15 protein-coding genes are annotated in these 15,392 nt (G+C 43.1%); 1 reads left to right on the top strand and 14 read right to left on the bottom strand.

The genetic code is table 11. The features are described from left to right. Positions 1-4: 4 nt before the first annotated feature. The 13 genes from ACN0T8_RS06335 to urtA all read right to left on the bottom strand — a co-directional run bounded on the left by ACN0T8_RS06335 (position 5) and on the right by urtA (position 12,554). Positions 5-607, bottom strand: a complete 603-nt coding sequence (locus ACN0T8_RS06335; protein WP_417879798.1) for a HupE/UreJ family protein — start codon at positions 605-607, stop codon at positions 5-7. Positions 608-659: 52 nt separating this feature from the next. Beyond that, the gene (gene ureE / locus ACN0T8_RS06330; protein WP_417879797.1) at positions 660-1,145 is read right to left on the bottom strand and encodes an urease accessory protein UreE; all 486 of its coding nucleotides are present in this window, start codon (positions 1,143-1,145) and stop codon (positions 660-662) included. 139 nt (positions 1,146-1,284) lie between these two features. Next, a complete protein-coding gene (gene ureC / locus ACN0T8_RS06325) occupies positions 1,285-3,027 on the bottom strand; it encodes an urease subunit alpha (RefSeq protein WP_417879796.1) in 1,743 nt (580 codons plus the stop codon). 149 nt (positions 3,028-3,176) lie between these two features. Next, positions 3,177-3,512, bottom strand: coding sequence for an urease subunit beta (locus ACN0T8_RS06320; RefSeq protein ID WP_417879795.1), 336 nt, complete (start codon positions 3,510-3,512; stop codon positions 3,177-3,179). Between the two features lie 9 nt (positions 3,513-3,521). Continuing rightward, positions 3,522-3,824 carry an urease subunit gamma gene (gene ureA / locus ACN0T8_RS06315; protein WP_417879794.1) on the bottom strand — a complete coding sequence of 101 codons (303 nt, stop codon included), beginning with the start codon at positions 3,822-3,824 and terminating at the stop codon, positions 3,522-3,524. A 140-nt stretch (positions 3,825-3,964) separates the two neighbouring features. Continuing rightward, positions 3,965-4,855 (bottom strand): urease accessory protein UreD, encoded by an 891-nt coding sequence (locus ACN0T8_RS06310; protein ID WP_417879948.1) that lies wholly within the window; start codon positions 4,853-4,855, stop codon positions 3,965-3,967. Positions 4,856-5,170: 315 nt separating this feature from the next. Next, positions 5,171-5,353: a hypothetical protein gene (locus ACN0T8_RS06305; RefSeq protein WP_027695013.1), complete on the bottom strand. Its 183-nt coding sequence runs from the start codon at positions 5,351-5,353 to the stop codon at positions 5,171-5,173. Positions 5,354-5,518: 165 nt separating this feature from the next. Beyond that, entirely contained in the window at positions 5,519-6,382 is an 864-nt protein-coding gene (locus ACN0T8_RS06300; RefSeq protein ID WP_417879793.1) for a mechanosensitive ion channel domain-containing protein, read from the bottom strand. Positions 6,383-6,693: 311 nt separating this feature from the next. Next, a complete protein-coding gene (gene urtE / locus ACN0T8_RS06295) occupies positions 6,694-7,389 on the bottom strand; it encodes an urea ABC transporter ATP-binding subunit UrtE (protein WP_417879792.1) in 696 nt (231 codons plus the stop codon). Positions 7,390-7,391: 2 nt separating this feature from the next. After that, positions 7,392-8,255: an urea ABC transporter ATP-binding protein UrtD gene (gene urtD / locus ACN0T8_RS06290; protein WP_237293897.1), complete on the bottom strand. Its 864-nt coding sequence runs from the start codon at positions 8,253-8,255 to the stop codon at positions 7,392-7,394. Continuing rightward, positions 8,252-9,403: an urea ABC transporter permease subunit UrtC gene (gene urtC, locus ACN0T8_RS06285; RefSeq protein ID WP_417879947.1), complete on the bottom strand. Its 1,152-nt coding sequence runs from the start codon at positions 9,401-9,403 to the stop codon at positions 8,252-8,254. Before urtC ends, urtD begins: the two co-directional genes overlap by 4 nt. A gap of 36 nt (positions 9,404-9,439) precedes the next feature. Further along, a complete protein-coding gene (urtB, locus tag ACN0T8_RS06280) occupies positions 9,440-11,032 on the bottom strand; it encodes an urea ABC transporter permease subunit UrtB (RefSeq protein ID WP_417879946.1) in 1,593 nt (530 codons plus the stop codon). Positions 11,033-11,243: 211 nt separating this feature from the next. Then, on the bottom strand, positions 11,244-12,554 hold the full coding sequence (urtA, locus tag ACN0T8_RS06275; RefSeq protein ID WP_417879791.1) for an urea ABC transporter substrate-binding protein: 1,311 nt from the start codon (positions 12,552-12,554) through the stop codon (positions 11,244-11,246). 418 nt (positions 12,555-12,972) lie between these two features. Here urtA and ACN0T8_RS06270 point away from each other — a divergent pair, with 418 nt between their 5' ends. Continuing rightward, the gene (locus ACN0T8_RS06270; RefSeq protein WP_417879790.1) at positions 12,973-13,548 is read left to right on the top strand and encodes a hypothetical protein; all 576 of its coding nucleotides are present in this window, start codon (positions 12,973-12,975) and stop codon (positions 13,546-13,548) included. A 116-nt stretch (positions 13,549-13,664) separates the two neighbouring features. Here ACN0T8_RS06270 and ACN0T8_RS06265 read toward each other — a convergent pair whose 3' ends face one another. Further along, the gene (locus ACN0T8_RS06265; RefSeq protein ID WP_417879789.1) at positions 13,665-15,245 is read right to left on the bottom strand and encodes a BCCT family transporter; all 1,581 of its coding nucleotides are present in this window, start codon (positions 15,243-15,245) and stop codon (positions 13,665-13,667) included. Positions 15,246-15,392: the final 147 nt, after the last annotated feature.

The following is a 15,392-nucleotide window of genomic DNA, read 5'->3' as shown; positions in this document are numbered from 1 at the left end:
GCAATTAAGGCGCCATCATTAAGGCTGCACCAGAAGCGGCAATACCCGCTCCAAGCCACTTATTTACGAAGAACTTAGTTGACAAGAAATGTGCCAGACGCTCACCGGTAAACATGATGCCAAACGCGGCTACTAGCATACCTGCGCCAAATCCGAATAATCCGCCAGTTGCTTCTACGCCATGAGCAAAACCATGGAAAAACACCAAGCCAATGGAAACAATCACTAACGCCTGAGTTAAAGATTCACGAACAGAGAAGGTATTCCAAATCCCTAATGCAACTACAAAAATGGATGCGGCAATTATTAGCTCTACGCCACTAATCGCGCCAAATAGACTTCCTGCCGCAAGGCCAACCGTTAAACTAACAAGAGCTGCAATAAACAAAGTAGGCTTAGCCACTGAGCTTGATTTACTCGCCGTAAAATGGCTGATGAACATACCGAGACCAAGGAGCATCACTAAATGATCAAGACCAGTTAATGGGTGTACAAAACCTTCAAAAAATGCATTGCTTGAGCCGTGCTCATGCATGTGACCAACATGTGCAAACGCCGCTGGAGCAGCAAAAACAGAAGCAAGTGTGAGTAAGCGAACGAATTTCATGGCAAATATCCTTTTTGTTTTTTCTATTTTTGAATTCAATTTCAAGTTGTTATTAATGAGAGTGATCATGCGAATGATCATGATGATGGTGCCCACCTGAACGGCCGCCGTACGCCCCATCTTCAGGTTCAAATTCAGCTTGTTCTACCGTGACTTTGGCACCCAACCCCACCACCATGTCATCTAACACATGATCATGCTGGTAACGTACCCAACCATTTGCTATTTGTAGAGGAACGTGGCGATTACCTAAGTGGTAAGTCACTCGGTTTAGTAATAGTGCATCTTCGCAATACACACTAGAAACCGTTTCCGGTGCTGCGGTGACTTCAATCAATAACCCACATTCACTTTGCAATAACTGACCGCCACGCAAAATATTGCCGCGAGGTAAAAACAACCCCGCATCACGTCCATCTTCAAGCGACACTTTTAAGCGACTTTTAATACGACTATTAATAGGAAGGCTCAATACACCATCCACATTTCTCTCAGTAATTTGAGTGCTATCTGCGACTATTTTTGTTATTTCAATCATTATTTTTTATCCAATTATTCGTGTCTCGTGTCTCGTGTCTCGTGTCTCGTGTCTCGAAGGCAAGATCTTAAGAACGTTGATTAATAAAAGCTTTTTCGAGCAACGAGAGCAAAGCGTCCGAGCCTTCAAGCTACGTTAACTAAAACAGAAAATATCGTTGAGCCATTGGTAATACTTCCGCTGGCTCACAAGTGAGAAGTTCTCCATCCGCTCTGACTTCATAGGTTTGAGAATCCACTTCAATCTTAGGCTGCCAATCGTTAAGCTTCATATCAGCTTTTGAAATGGTGCGGCAGTTTTTGGCTACACCAATTAAGCTGCCAAGCCCTAACTGGCGTGCAATGTCTTTGTCTTTAGCCAATTGAGAAACGAATAACATTGAAGTCTTTTTTGAGGCTTTACCATAACTGCCAAACATAGAACGATAATGAACAGGTTGAGGTGTTGGAATAGAGGCATTCGGATCACCCATAGGTGCCATTGCGATCATGCCTCCTTTGATAATCGCGCTTGGTTTTACGCCAAAGAAAGCCGGTTTCCATAATACGAAATCGGCTAATTTACCTACTTCTATTGAACCCACTTCGTGGCCAATACCATGAGTAATCGCTGGGTTTATCGTGTATTTCGCAACATATCGACGCAAACGGAAGTTATCACTTGGCGCTTGATGACCAAACTTTTCTTCTTGAGCATCAAACGCTTGTTGATCTTCTTTTAAGGAGCCACGCTGCACTTTCATTTTATGAGCGGTTTGCCATGTTCGTAAGATCACTTCACCGACTCGTCCCATCGCTTGAGAATCCGATGAAATCATCGAGAAAGCACCGAGATCATGCAGAATATCTTCCGCAGCAATCGTTTCGCGACGAATACGAGATTCAGCAAACGCCACATCTTCGGCAATCGACGGGGATAAATGGTGGCATACCATCAACATATCTAGATGCTCATCGACAGTGTTGATTGTGTAAGGACGAGTTGGGTTGGTTGAAGACGGTAAAATATTCGATTCACCACAAGCGCGAATGATATCTGGTGCATGACCGCCACCCGCGCCTTCGGTGTGATATGTGTGGATCACGCGATCGCCAATCGCATCTAGGGTCGATTCCACAAAACCCGATTCATTCAGTGTATCGGTATGAATCGCCACTTGAATATCAGTTTGATCGGCAACGGTTAAACACATATCAATTGAAGCCGGTGTAGTTCCCCAATCTTCATGCAGTTTTAATCCAATAGCACCGGCTTCTACTTGCTCAATTAAGCCTTCAGGCAAACTGGCGTTTCCTTTACCGAGTAAACCAAAATTCATTGGAAACTCATCCAATGCTTCTAACATTCGGTGCATATTCCAAGGGCCCGGCGTACAGGTTGTCGCATTGGTTCCAGTTGCAGGGCCAGTACCACCGCCAATCATAGTTGTGACACCAGAGGTCAGCGCTTCTTCAATTTGTTGCGGACAGATATAGTGAATGTGTGAATCAATGCCACCAGCGGTAACTATCGAGCCTTCTGCGGCAATCACTTCGGTTCCTGGCCCGATAATAATATCAACATTCGGCTGCACATCTGGGTTACCTGCTTTACCGATGCCACAAATACGGCCATCTTTGACACCGATATCCGCTTTCACTATCCCCCAATGATCTAAAATCACCGCATTGGTTAAAACGAGATCAGGCGTAAATTCAGACGCTAGTTGGCTTTGCCCCATCCCATCACGAATCACTTTCCCGCCACCGAATTTCACTTCATCGCCGTAAACGGTGTAATCTTTTTCTACTTCGAGCCATAGCTCAGTATCAGCAAGTCGTAATCTATCGCCAGTCGTTGGCCCAAACATCTCGGCGTAGGCTCTTTTTGAAATTTTTGCCATACTATTAATCCTTTATAATTTCTCAGTCAATCCTATCCAAGTAATTGAGTTCACAGTGAGGCGGCAATTGAGTGAAGCCCCATGAGCATAGATTCTCTATGTGATTGGGGTGAACGAAAGCAGCCAACAAAGCTGTGGGCTCAAGAACGCTAGATAGGACCCATGACGCGGCCTTTAAATCCATATACTTCTCGCTTACCGGCATATTCCACCAGTTCAACGGTACGTGACTGTCCAGGTTCAAAACGAGTCGCAGTGCCTGCTGGAATATTGAGCCTAAAGCCTTTGGCCGATTCTCGTTCAAAATTCAAAGCATCGTTAACTTCATAAAAGTGATAATGAGAGCCAATCTGAACAGGGCGATCCCCTAAATTTTCGACTTTAATTTTGATGGTTTCACGGCCGACATTCAGCTCAATCTCACCCTTTCCAGAAACAAGCTGACCGGGGATAAACGCATTAGGATTGGCATTACTGGTTTTCATGTTTTCTCCTCACACTATCGGATCATGGACAGTGACAAGCTTGGTGCCATCTGGAAAAGTAGCTTCGACTTGAACATCAGGAATCATCGACGGCACGCCTTCCATCACATCATCGACAGTTAAAATAGTACGACCAAAGTTCATCAATTCAGCAACCGTTTTACCTTCGCGCGCACCTTCTAAAATCGCACTACTGATCAACGCCACAGATTCTGGGTAGTTGAGCTTTAAGCCTTTATCTTTACGCTGCTGTGCTAACATGCCAGCACAAAAGATCAGCAATTTATCTTTTTCTCTTGGGGTCAGTTCCATCTACATTCGATCCTCGGGTCTCGGGCACTTCGTTTTTCGTCTCTCGAAATGCTCCATTTAACTCATTAGTATTGATCTGGTTGTCTTTTCGTAATACGAGCAGCGAAGCGCCCTAGTCGCGCAGCGAGCCGAGCAACGGATTAAGTTGCCCAAATCCTTGGTGGCTCGGGTACATAACCAAACCATTGATGTCTAAATTGTTGCCAAATCAATGTAAACGCTTCCAACATTGACTCGGCCCATTTACCTAATGCTCGAACCACGATTAACTGTTCTATTTGAGTCGCACCAATCACTAATTCATCATTTGGTGCAAAGTCACGGAGCAAATCCTGTACCATTTCAAGGTCATCTTCAGACTGAGCGGTAATAAACAAACTCCCCATCATGGGAAAATACTGTAAACCACTGTTTAATATATACTTATCTCCTCCGATCAATTGCACGTTTTCGGTGAGAGTATTCCTTCCATCAACAAAAACTTGCGTCTTACCCCACACTTTACCTGCATCGAAGCACTCGTTTAGTGCAGGACGACCAAAACAGTGCAATTCCCAGCCCATAAATAGTGCGTCAGATTCAAGGTGGATATCGGTATCGACACGCACTTGTCCGGTAGGAAAGAAAATATTCTCTTGCGGAAGCCATTCCAAACAGCTTCCTGACTTGGCAGTTAAAATTTGTTTTTGACGGGCGATTTTTCCTTCCGAGCGATAAAACTTGGTCGCACCGGGTGTGGTAACTAAAGCATGCGCTCCAGGATAAGTCGTGGCTTTAATTAACAGCTCATCGCCGCCAACTACCCCGCCAGGAGGGTGAAGTAAATAGGTATGGCAAACGTCGCCTTCAGGATACAGTGGCCTTTGAATCGCCAGCGGTCCTAGTTGAGTTTTGTGCCCAACGACGGTTTTGTCGCCTCGATCGGTAAACCCCAGTGTTAATTCTGCTTTCCAACCATCGCTGCGATTTAATGTATTTATTGGCGATGTTTGAGCGACTCCCGCTATATTTAATTCTTCTAGCGCTTCCATTCGTGTGACTTCCATTTATTACCATCGAGTATTAGTAAAGCAATAACTATGCCGCCTAATGATTTAACTATCAGGAAATCTATACTGAAAGCACGATTAAAAACGAATGAGGAAAGAAAATGCAGGGACATTGCTTATGTGGCAGCGTGACGCTGACTACCGAAGATAAACAAAGCTTTGGAGCGTGCCATTGCGGGATGTGCAGACGCTGGTGTGGCGGCCCTTTTATGGGCTTTCATGGTGAGGAAGGGCGGGGCTAACTTGACTTAACGCCCTTCCGAGCAAACCGCAAATTCATTGCCGCTTGATAGAAGATTAATAACAAATAATCGTACCATCTGCCATTTCATAACTCTTCTGGCCAGAAGCAGTACAGTCGGTCTTTGCTGTCTCTGCATTCGTTTGAGATTTAGCGTTAGAATCTGACCCTGTGCTCGCACAACCACTCAATAATAAGCCACAAATTAACGCAGTATAGACAGCTTTTTTGTTCGTCATAACACATCCTTATTTAATTTCTGATCGAGAATATCTTCGCACTTAACCAAGAGAAATACACTTTTTATCAACTGACAATATCACTTTTTGTATTCATTTCTGGTCATGGTCTAGTCAATTAAATCTCGTTAGTGATGGTAGCTTTACCACCAAGAATATTCACTATCACTTAATATGTATATCCATTTGAGGAAATGGAATGTGAATACCTTCTTTATCTAACTCTTCTTTTATTGCCTGTAATGTGTCGTAGTACACTTTCCAGTATTCTTCAGATTTTACCCAAGGGCGAACCGCAATATTAACTGAAGAATTGGCGAGAGCTAATACTCCAATAGTTGGAGCCGGTAAAGAAAGAATACGCTCTTCCGATTCAAGAACACGGGCAAGCACTTGCTTCGTTTTCTGCAAATCAGCGTCATACGACACGCCAATTTCGAAGTTGATACGGCGAATCTTATGTTTCGAAAAGTTGACTATGGGTTGAGACATCACTAAACGATGCGGTATCGCGACCATTTTATTATCGCCAGTAGTTAAAACGGTATGAAAAATTTCAATCGCTTGGACTTTGCCTGAAACCTTACCAACTTCAATGAAATCTTTGCTTTTAAATGGACGAAAAATCACAATTAGCACACCAGAAGCAAAATTGGAAAGCGATCCTTTTAACGCTAACCCAACCGCGAGGCTAGCAGAAGCGAGCACAGCGATCATCGCTGCCATTTCAACCCCCATTGTATTTAGTGCGGCAATAAACACCATTACTAACAAAGCATAGCGAACCACATTACCAATAAATTGCACAACAACCGCATCCACACGTTTTGTTTGCAACAAGTTGATTACACCTTTATGGATAAACTTAACGCAAACACTACCCACGAATAGAATGCAAAGTGCTGCAAGAAAATTGACACCATATTGAACCAGAAAATCTGCATTATCTGTTAACCAATTAGCTGAAATCGACGTATTGAAAGTACTTTGTGCACCAGATATTAATTCAATATTATTTTCTACAGCCATGATTAATTCCTTATGTTAAGACTGCTATTTCCCATCATTACATTGGTGATAATGATAATTAAAGGTTATTAAGAGATTGATCCAGACTCTGGAGAAACTTTTGACTCCAACACCTTATACCTCAATAAAATATATAGTTTTTTATTATTATGAGAAACATTATATTCACATAAGCATCAATAAATTTAGCATAAGCATCTCTTTTTCAGGCTCTATATCCAGAACCTAAAAATAAAAAGCCCTTCAAAGAACATTAAATGATTTCCAACATCCTCTGAAGAGCTTTGACCTTTACATATACGGAAAGAACCTTAAACCGTCAAATGCTCCTTAATCAACGATTCATTCAAGGCTTCCATTTGTCCTTTAGCCACTGCTTTGCCACGATCAAGTAAACAAAAGTTATGACCGACTTTACGAGCAAATGGCAGTTTTTGTTCCACCAGCAATACGGTTAAACCATGTTTATCATTGAGCAGTTTAATAATATCGCCAATCTCTTGAACGATATTCGGTTGAATGCCTTCGGTTGGTTCATCCAGAATCAATAAATCCGGCTCGACGACTAACGCACGACCAATCGACAATTGCTGCTGTTGACCACCCGATAAGTCACCACCGCGACGATGCAGCATTTCCTTTAGCACGGGGAATAGTTCGAAGATAAAATCAGGGATCTTACGATCGCCACGCTTACGGATAGGCAGGCCAATCTCTAAATTTTCTTGCACCGTTAGCATCGGGAAGATTTGTCGGCCTTGCGGAACATAGCCAATGCCTAAATGAGGGCGTTGTTCAGTTGACGCTTTTTTAATGCTTTCACCTTTAAACACGATATCGCCGCTTTTAATTGGATTTAACCCCATGATGCATTGAAGTAATGTAGTTTTGCCTACCCCGTTACGTCCCATCAACACGGTACATTTGCCTTTCTCGACCTCAACATCGAGATCCCACAAGATATGACTTTCACCGTAGAATTGGTTTACGCCTTGTACTTTTAACATCCTTATTCTCCCAAGTAGACGCGTTTTACTTCTGGATGTGACTGGATTTGATCCATATTACCTTCCGCCAACACATGCCCTTGATGCAGCACGGTGACTTGATCGGCAATCGAGCGTACAAATTCCATATCATGCTCAACCACTACTACTGAATGCTTACCAGCCAGAGATTTCAATAATTCCGCCGTGCGATCCATTTCTTGATGAGTCATGCCAGTAACCGGCTCATCCACTAACAGAAGCTTTGGCTTTTGCATCAATAACATACCGATTTCTAGCCATTGTTTTTGACCGTGAGAAAGCACGCCAGCTAACAAGTTTCGACATTGTTCAAGACCAATCAAAGATAAAACCCCATCGATCTCATCACTTTGCTCGCCGGTTAATTTAGCGGTAAAAGTTGACCAAACCGAACGAGTGCCGGTCATCGCCAGTTCCAAGTTATTCCACACCGTTAAGCTTTCAAATACCGTAGGTTGCTGGAATTTACGCCCCACACCCGCGTTGGCGATTTCCGCTTCGGACATACTCAACAAGTTGGTTTTTGAACCTAACCACACCTTGCCCTGATCCGGACGAGTCTTGCCAGTAATGATGTCCATCATAGTGGTTTTTCCTGCGCCGTTTGGTCCGATGATGCATCGTAACTCTCCTTGTTTGATATACAGATTTAAGTCGTTAATCGCTTTAAAACCATCAAAGGAAACCGATACGCCTTCCATGTACAACATGATGTTGTGGCGAGTATCAATCAATGGATGATTAACTGGTTTAAGAAAATCGAACACTTCATCACGACGAGTAAACTTCTCAAAGCCTTCGCCCACTTTTCTGATTGGTGTGACGACTGATTCTAATGCGCTCATGAGTGGCTCTCCTGTGCCGATGGTTTATCTTGTTGGCTCGATTTCTTTGCCCATTTTTCGGATAACGCGCCCATCACGCCTTTTGGTAAATACATGGTGGCAAGAACAAAAATTCCCCCTAATGCAAATAACCAAACTTCTGGAAACTCGACGGTAAACCAACTCTTGGCATAGTTAATAATTAATGCCCCTACAATGGCGCCAAACAAGGTCGCTCGACCGCCTAAAGCAACCCAAACTACAATTTCAATTGAGTTAATTGGCGCAAACTGAGCGGCACTGGTACTACCGGCTTGCGTCACGTATAACGCACCAGCAATGCCGGCTAATACAGCAGAAAGAACAAATACCCACAGCTTGATGCTATCGACATCATACCCGGTAAAGCGAGTACGTAATTCTGCATCACGAATCGCCATGGCTACTCGGCCTAAACGACTTGCCACCACTAAACGACAAATCAAATAGCCGATGATGAGCGCAGCAATCGTCGTCACTAATAAGCCGACTTTGGTGGTGTCTTGCTCTAGACTAAAACCAAGTACATCTTTAAAGCCCGTCAGACCACTACTGCCGCCAAAACCCATTTCGTTACGTGAAAATGCCAGCATTAGCGCATAAGTCAGTGCCTGGGTCATGATAGAAAGATACACACCGGAAACACGGGAGCGGAACGCCAGATAACCAAATACAAATGCCAATACGCCCGGCACCAACATGATCATCATTGCGGCAAAAGCAAAGTTATCAAAACCATGCCAAAACCAAGGCAGTTCTTGCCAGTTCAGCGATACCATAAAGTCTGGCAATAATGGGTTACCGTAAACGCCGCGGTCACCAATTTCACGGGTGAGATACATGCCCATCGCATAACCGCCTAACGCAAAAAAAGCACCATGCCCTAAACTTAAAATACCTAAATAGCCCCAGATAAGATCAACCGCTAACGCCACCAGCGCATAAGACAGATATTTCCCCATTTGAGTCACGGTAAATGAGCTCACATGAAAGGGGTTACTTTCCGGTACCACTAGATTTAAAAATGGCACCACAATCGCGAGCGCCAATAAAAATACAATCGTGATTTTTCCGCCTGTATCTGAGGCGATAAAAGAACGACGGCTTGCAAAGTTCGACGTACTACTCATTGAATTAGTTGCTACTACACTCGTCATAACGCCTCCTTATTCTGCCGCGCGGCCACGTTGAGGGAACAAACCTTTCGGGCGCTTTTGAATAAATAAAATAATGAAAACCAGAACCAATATTTTAGCGAGAACTGCGCCAGCCCAAGGCTCTAAAATCTTATTGAATAGACCTAAACTTAACCCTGCCACTAGCGTGCCCCACAAGTTGCCTACCCCACCAAATACCACCACCATAAAGGAGTCAATAATGTAGTTTTGTCCCATGTTTGGACCTACGTTGGTTAGCTGAGATAACGCCACGCCAGCAACACCCGCAATACCGGAACCTAAGCCAAAAGTCATAGCATCAACACGTTCCGAGCGAACCCCCATTGATCGCGCCATGGCTCGGTTTTGCGAAACTGCACGTACTTGTAGACCTAGCGGTGTTTTTTTGAGAATGGCCACTAAGCCAAGAAAAACCATGAAGCAGAAAATAATGATGTATAGGCGGTTATAAGTCAGAGATAACATCGGGTTAAGCTCTAACGCGCCAGCCATCCAATCCGGTGTACTGACTGAGCGGTTTAAAGGAGAGAAAATACTGCGAACCGCTTGTTGTAAAATAAGGCTGATACCAAAGGTGGCAAGTAAAGTTTCAAGCGGACGACCATACAAACGACGAATCACGGTACGCTCAATCGCGATACCCACTAGCCCTGACACAGCAAAAGCCGCAGGAATAGAAAGAAGTAACGCAGCACCAATATTATTCGGCATTAATTGTTGAATAACATAAGTGGTATAAGCGCCGATCATGATCAACTCACCATGTGCCATATTGATCACGCCCATCACGCCAAATGTAATCGCAAGGCCAATACCCGCCAGCACCAACACCGAACCTAAACTTAAACCAAAGAAGACGGTTTCCATGCCACCGTAAAAACTTTGGGTTTGTTTATATTGATTTAACGCCAGCTGCGCCGCTTCAATCACTTTCTCATCAGCATCGCTATTAATCACTTGAGATAGCGCGCCGTAAACCTCTTGTTGTTTAGACTCGCTAATCACTTCAATAGCATCAATTTGTTCAGCAGCATTGGTACTGGTTTTGAGCTGCTTCATCGCCAATGCTAACTCTAAACTATTGCGAACATCACGATCGCTTTCTACTTGTAGTTGTTGGGTAATTTTTTCGATGGTTTTAGGGCTTGTCGTACCCAATAAACTATTCACCGCCGACAAACGCACATCAACATTGCTCGCTGAAATATCAATACGCGCCAATACATCACGAATATCAGAACGCAGTGAGTTATTGGTTCTTACCTTTGCAAAATCACGCTTGCCTTCGATAGTCACCACTTGTTCAGAAAGTAATCCATAAGCCTGCTTACCTTCTTCTAAATCTGTGATAATAAATAAAGCGTCATCGGATTTTTGATAATATAAATTTCCTTCTAACCAAGGCGTTAATACGGCCTTAGCGACGTCTGCATCAGAAGATTGTGATAACCACTCAATCGCATCTTGTTTTACCGAACTTTTTTTCGATAACAATGCAATCTGCACATCAGCAAGCGATTGAATAGAAGACGTTTGCGCAAGCAAAGGCGCACTAAATAAGCTCAAATACAACACCAGCATAAAACCGATGAATGATGATATTTGAGACGGTAATTTGTTATGTAGATATCGTTTTATTTTCATTATGTCTCATCCCTGACAATCAAAAGCATGGCAGTCAAATATCCATTATTTTTGAAACGGTTCTCTCTATTACCCCGCGAAGAACTAACTCCAGTAAAGAACCGAAAAAAGCCCCATTGAGCGTATAAAACTCAATGAGGCTAAAGGTTTATTTGGCTTCACCACCTAAACATGCTTTAGTTTGCGTGTTGTAGCTGCCACACATAATTGGTGCCGTCCAATCAGACACTAGGTGCTCAGAAGTTGGTAGGAAATCAGACCATGCATCGCCTTTCACTTCTTGTTCGGTTTCCCAAACTACATCAAATTGACCATCATCTTGGATCTCACCAATCACAACTGGTTTAGTAATGTGATGGTTAGCTAACATAGTCGCAGTGCCACCCGTCAAGTTTGGAACAGACAGACCCACAATGGCATCGCTCACTTTAGCCGTATCAGTCGTACCAGCTTTCTCAACCGCTTTTACCCATAAGTTGAAACCAATATAAGTCGCTTCCATTGGATCGTTCGTTACGCGAGAATCATCTTTAATGTACTTGTGCCATGTATCAATAAAGGTATCGTTCGCTTCAGAATCGACACTCATGAAGTAGTTCCAAGCTGCTAAATGACCAACTAGTGCCGACGTATCCATACCAGAAAGCTCTTCTTCACCAACCGAAAAAGCAATCACGGGAATGTCTTCAGAAGAGACACCTTGCGCCGCGAGCTCTTTATAAAACGGAACGTTAGCATCACCATTAATGGTCGAAACGACCGCGGTTTTCTTGCCTTCTGAACCGAATTTTTTGATATTGGAAACGATCGACTGCCAATCTGAATGGCCAAATGGGGTGTAGTTCACCATCACATCGGCATCGGCTACGCCTTTACTTTTAAGGTAAGCCGCTAAAATTTTATTGGTGGTACGTGGGTAAACATAATCGGTACCAGCAAGCACAAAGCGTTGTACGCCAAGTTCATCAATTAGGTAATCAACCGCAGGGATCGCTTGTTGGTTTGGCGCAGCGCCAGTGTAGAAGATGTTTTTCGAAGACTCTTGGCCTTCATATTGTACTGGGTAGAACAGGATGCTGTTGTTTTGCTCAAACACCGGTAACATGGCCTTACGAGACGCCGAAGTCCAACCACCAAATGTGACCGCCACTTTATCTTTTTCAATTAACTCGCGAGCTTTTTCAGCGTACATCGGCCAGTTTGATGCAGGGTCAACCACGACCGGCTCAAGCTGCTTACCTAATACACCACCTTTCTTGTTCTGCTCTTCAATCAGCATTAAAACAGTATCTTTTAAAGTGGTTTCGCTGATCGCCATAGTGCCAGAAAGCGAGTGTAGAACACCGACTTTAATTGTATCGGCTGCTTGTACGGTAAAGGCACAAGCACTAATTGCCACAGTACCTGCCAACAGTTTAAGACGGGTTTTAAGGGATTTGTTATGCGTTTTGTTTTGCATGATAGCTATCACTCCTTGATAAATAACCAATTAGGTATTGGTGGTATTACCAATAGAGCAAAGAGCGTGCCAGACAAATAAACGCCTTACTTTACAATCAAATAAAGTTATCTGCACAAATGAGAAGCAAGCAAACGCTCATTAACAGTGCGAAAGAACCCACTGATTCACCAAAAAAGTGACATTACTCGAAAAGCTTATAAAAAATTGAAATCACGCACTAGATTGGTGAAAGGGGTCGTGAAATGAGCTAAATCCGTAGCACTATAAAATAAAATCACTCCATCAGTGCTCATCACTAATCTCAGCGCAATAATATATACCTAAGTCACTTCAAGATGTGAATTCTGCATATTGAAGTCACTTGGGTATAAACATGGCATAATACCAACTAAATATTACAGATAAGACTAACATCATGACTGAACTCACTCTCACGCCTCAACAGCAAGCCATCGCCACTTTCAAAGCTAATCTTCACCTACCCAATAGTGGATTTCATAGGTTAATCGTTGAACTGGCACGTGAGTACTTACTTCCATTTCAAGCAGTGAGGAAGGTGTTAAAGCAATCTCAGAAAGCCATTGAGAAGAAAGTTAAGCACCAGTTTGATGACGTATCAGATTTCGACCTTACACAAGAAAATTGGCTCAACTGCATCCATGCCTCTCTTGCTGAACAGGCAAAAAATAACCTACCTGTGATGGAAAAATTACAACAAAGCCAGCTTTATCAAGATGTCATTCAAACACTATCGCAACCTATTAAAAATCAAGATCAGCACGAAGCCGTACGTGAACAATTAGCGATGACCTATGAAATAGAAGTATATAAGCCTCTAACCGAAATGCTGTATACCTCGATTTTGTATTGGAAGTTGCCCGATGATTTATACAAAATGACACAAGAAAAACAGCAAGAGTTTGAAGGGTATCCACAACATATGGAAGCGGTGAAGCATTTATTAGAGTTAAGTGAAAGAGTTAACCTGTAATTCTACAAAACAAAAATGCCAATCAGTACATGCTCTGACTGGCATTTTTATAAGTAAATTTTAAAGTATTTCAACGAGAAACCGGTTCCTAAAACCTTGATCTAAAAATAACCTTCTTAGAATTTCTGCTCTTTCGCCATCTTCATCGCAATTTGTGGCGCGTTCCAAAGAGACGGCAACAAAATAAACGATACTGGCACTGCAGTGATCACAATGAAAGATTGCAGCGCAGAAATGCCGCCCGAGCCTAAAGAAATCAGAATCAAGGCTGTCACACCCATCATCACGCCCCAGAAGGTACGGATAAAGGCATTCGGCTCCGTTTCACCACTTACCACCACACTAATGGTATAAGTCATTGAATCACCAGTCGTGATGATAAACACAGTCGTCAAAACGATGAACAAAATAGAAACTAAGATTGGCATTGGAAATTGTTGAGTGATCGCAAAGAGTGCACCTGGCAAATTAAAGCCTTCAAATGCCCCACTAATACTACCTGGGTTAGCAATTTCAAACGCCAAGCCACTACCACCAATAATCGTAAACCAGAAACAGGTGGCTAAAGGCGCGATCACACTAATGGTGCCAATCAGTTCACGGATAGAGCGACCACGAGAAATACGTGCAATAAAGATCGCCATCATAGGGCCATAACCTAAAAACCAACCCCAGAAGAACACTGTCCAACCACTTAGCCAAGCTTCATCACCACGATAGGTCGCCATTGGGATGAAGTTATCAATCATAGTCCCCACACCTTGAATGTAACCATTGAAGATGAAGTTAGTTGGGCCAAAAATAAGAATATAAAACATCAATGCCGAGGCTAAAATCACGTTATAGCGACTTAACATTTGCATGCCTTTATCTAAACCACTTAGAGCTGATAAGGTATAAAGTACAATTGCAAATAGTACGATGATCATTTGAGTAGTAAAGCCATCAGGTACATCAAATAACAAGTTCAATGCATAGCTAATTTGTAGACCAAGAAAGCCAATCGGCCCAATCGTACCCGCTGCCACTGCAATAATGCAGCACGCGTCAATCAACGCACCTAAATGACCTTTTAATGCTCGCTCACCAAGTACAGGATAAAGCAAAATTCTTGGCTTAAGCGGTAGGCCTTTATCATAATGTAAGTGCATAACTACTATCGTCGTTAAACTGCCGATAATCGCCCAAGCTAAAAAGCCCCAGTGCATAAAGGCTTGAGAAAGGGCATTAATGGCACGTTGTTGAACATCGTCTGCTGTACCATAAATTGGTGGTGCACTCACGAAGTGAGCAATCGGTTCAGCCGCAGCCCAAAAGACACCGCCACCAGCCAGCAAAGTACAAAACAAGATTGCCATCCAGCGGAAATTTGGTAACTCAGGGGTATCAATACCACCCAATACGACTCGACCAGTACGTCCAATCGCAAGTGCCAGACCAATAAGAAAAGTAAGAAGCAATAAAATTTGCCAAAATGGACCAAACACTTTTACCGACCAAGCGAAACCGACATTCACTAAGTGAGATAATATTTCACCATCGAACAGCGCTAATACAACGAAAAGCGCAATAAAACCACCGCTATACCAAAGTACAGGGTTGTTCAGACCTAATTTGTCTGAGGTCGATACGGGTTCGTGAGTTGCAGGATCATAAGTTGCGGAGGGAGATTTTATCGAGTTGGTTAAATCAGACATTCTGACTCCAATTTTCTTTGCAAAACAGCCACAAAGTTCTAAAGTGCTTTACATTGCAAAGTTGTATTTACACCCGATGTCATCCTTTCCAAACAGGCAGCGTATCTTTAACTGCTGGCAGGTCCACTCTAATAAAGAGAATTAAAA

Source organism: Vibrio sp., from assembly GCF_048266485.1.
Taxonomy (GTDB): Bacteria; Pseudomonadota; Gammaproteobacteria; order Enterobacterales; family Vibrionaceae; genus Vibrio.
Note: the sequence above shows the minus strand (reverse complement) of the source record. Positions and strands in the feature narration are given on the sequence as shown.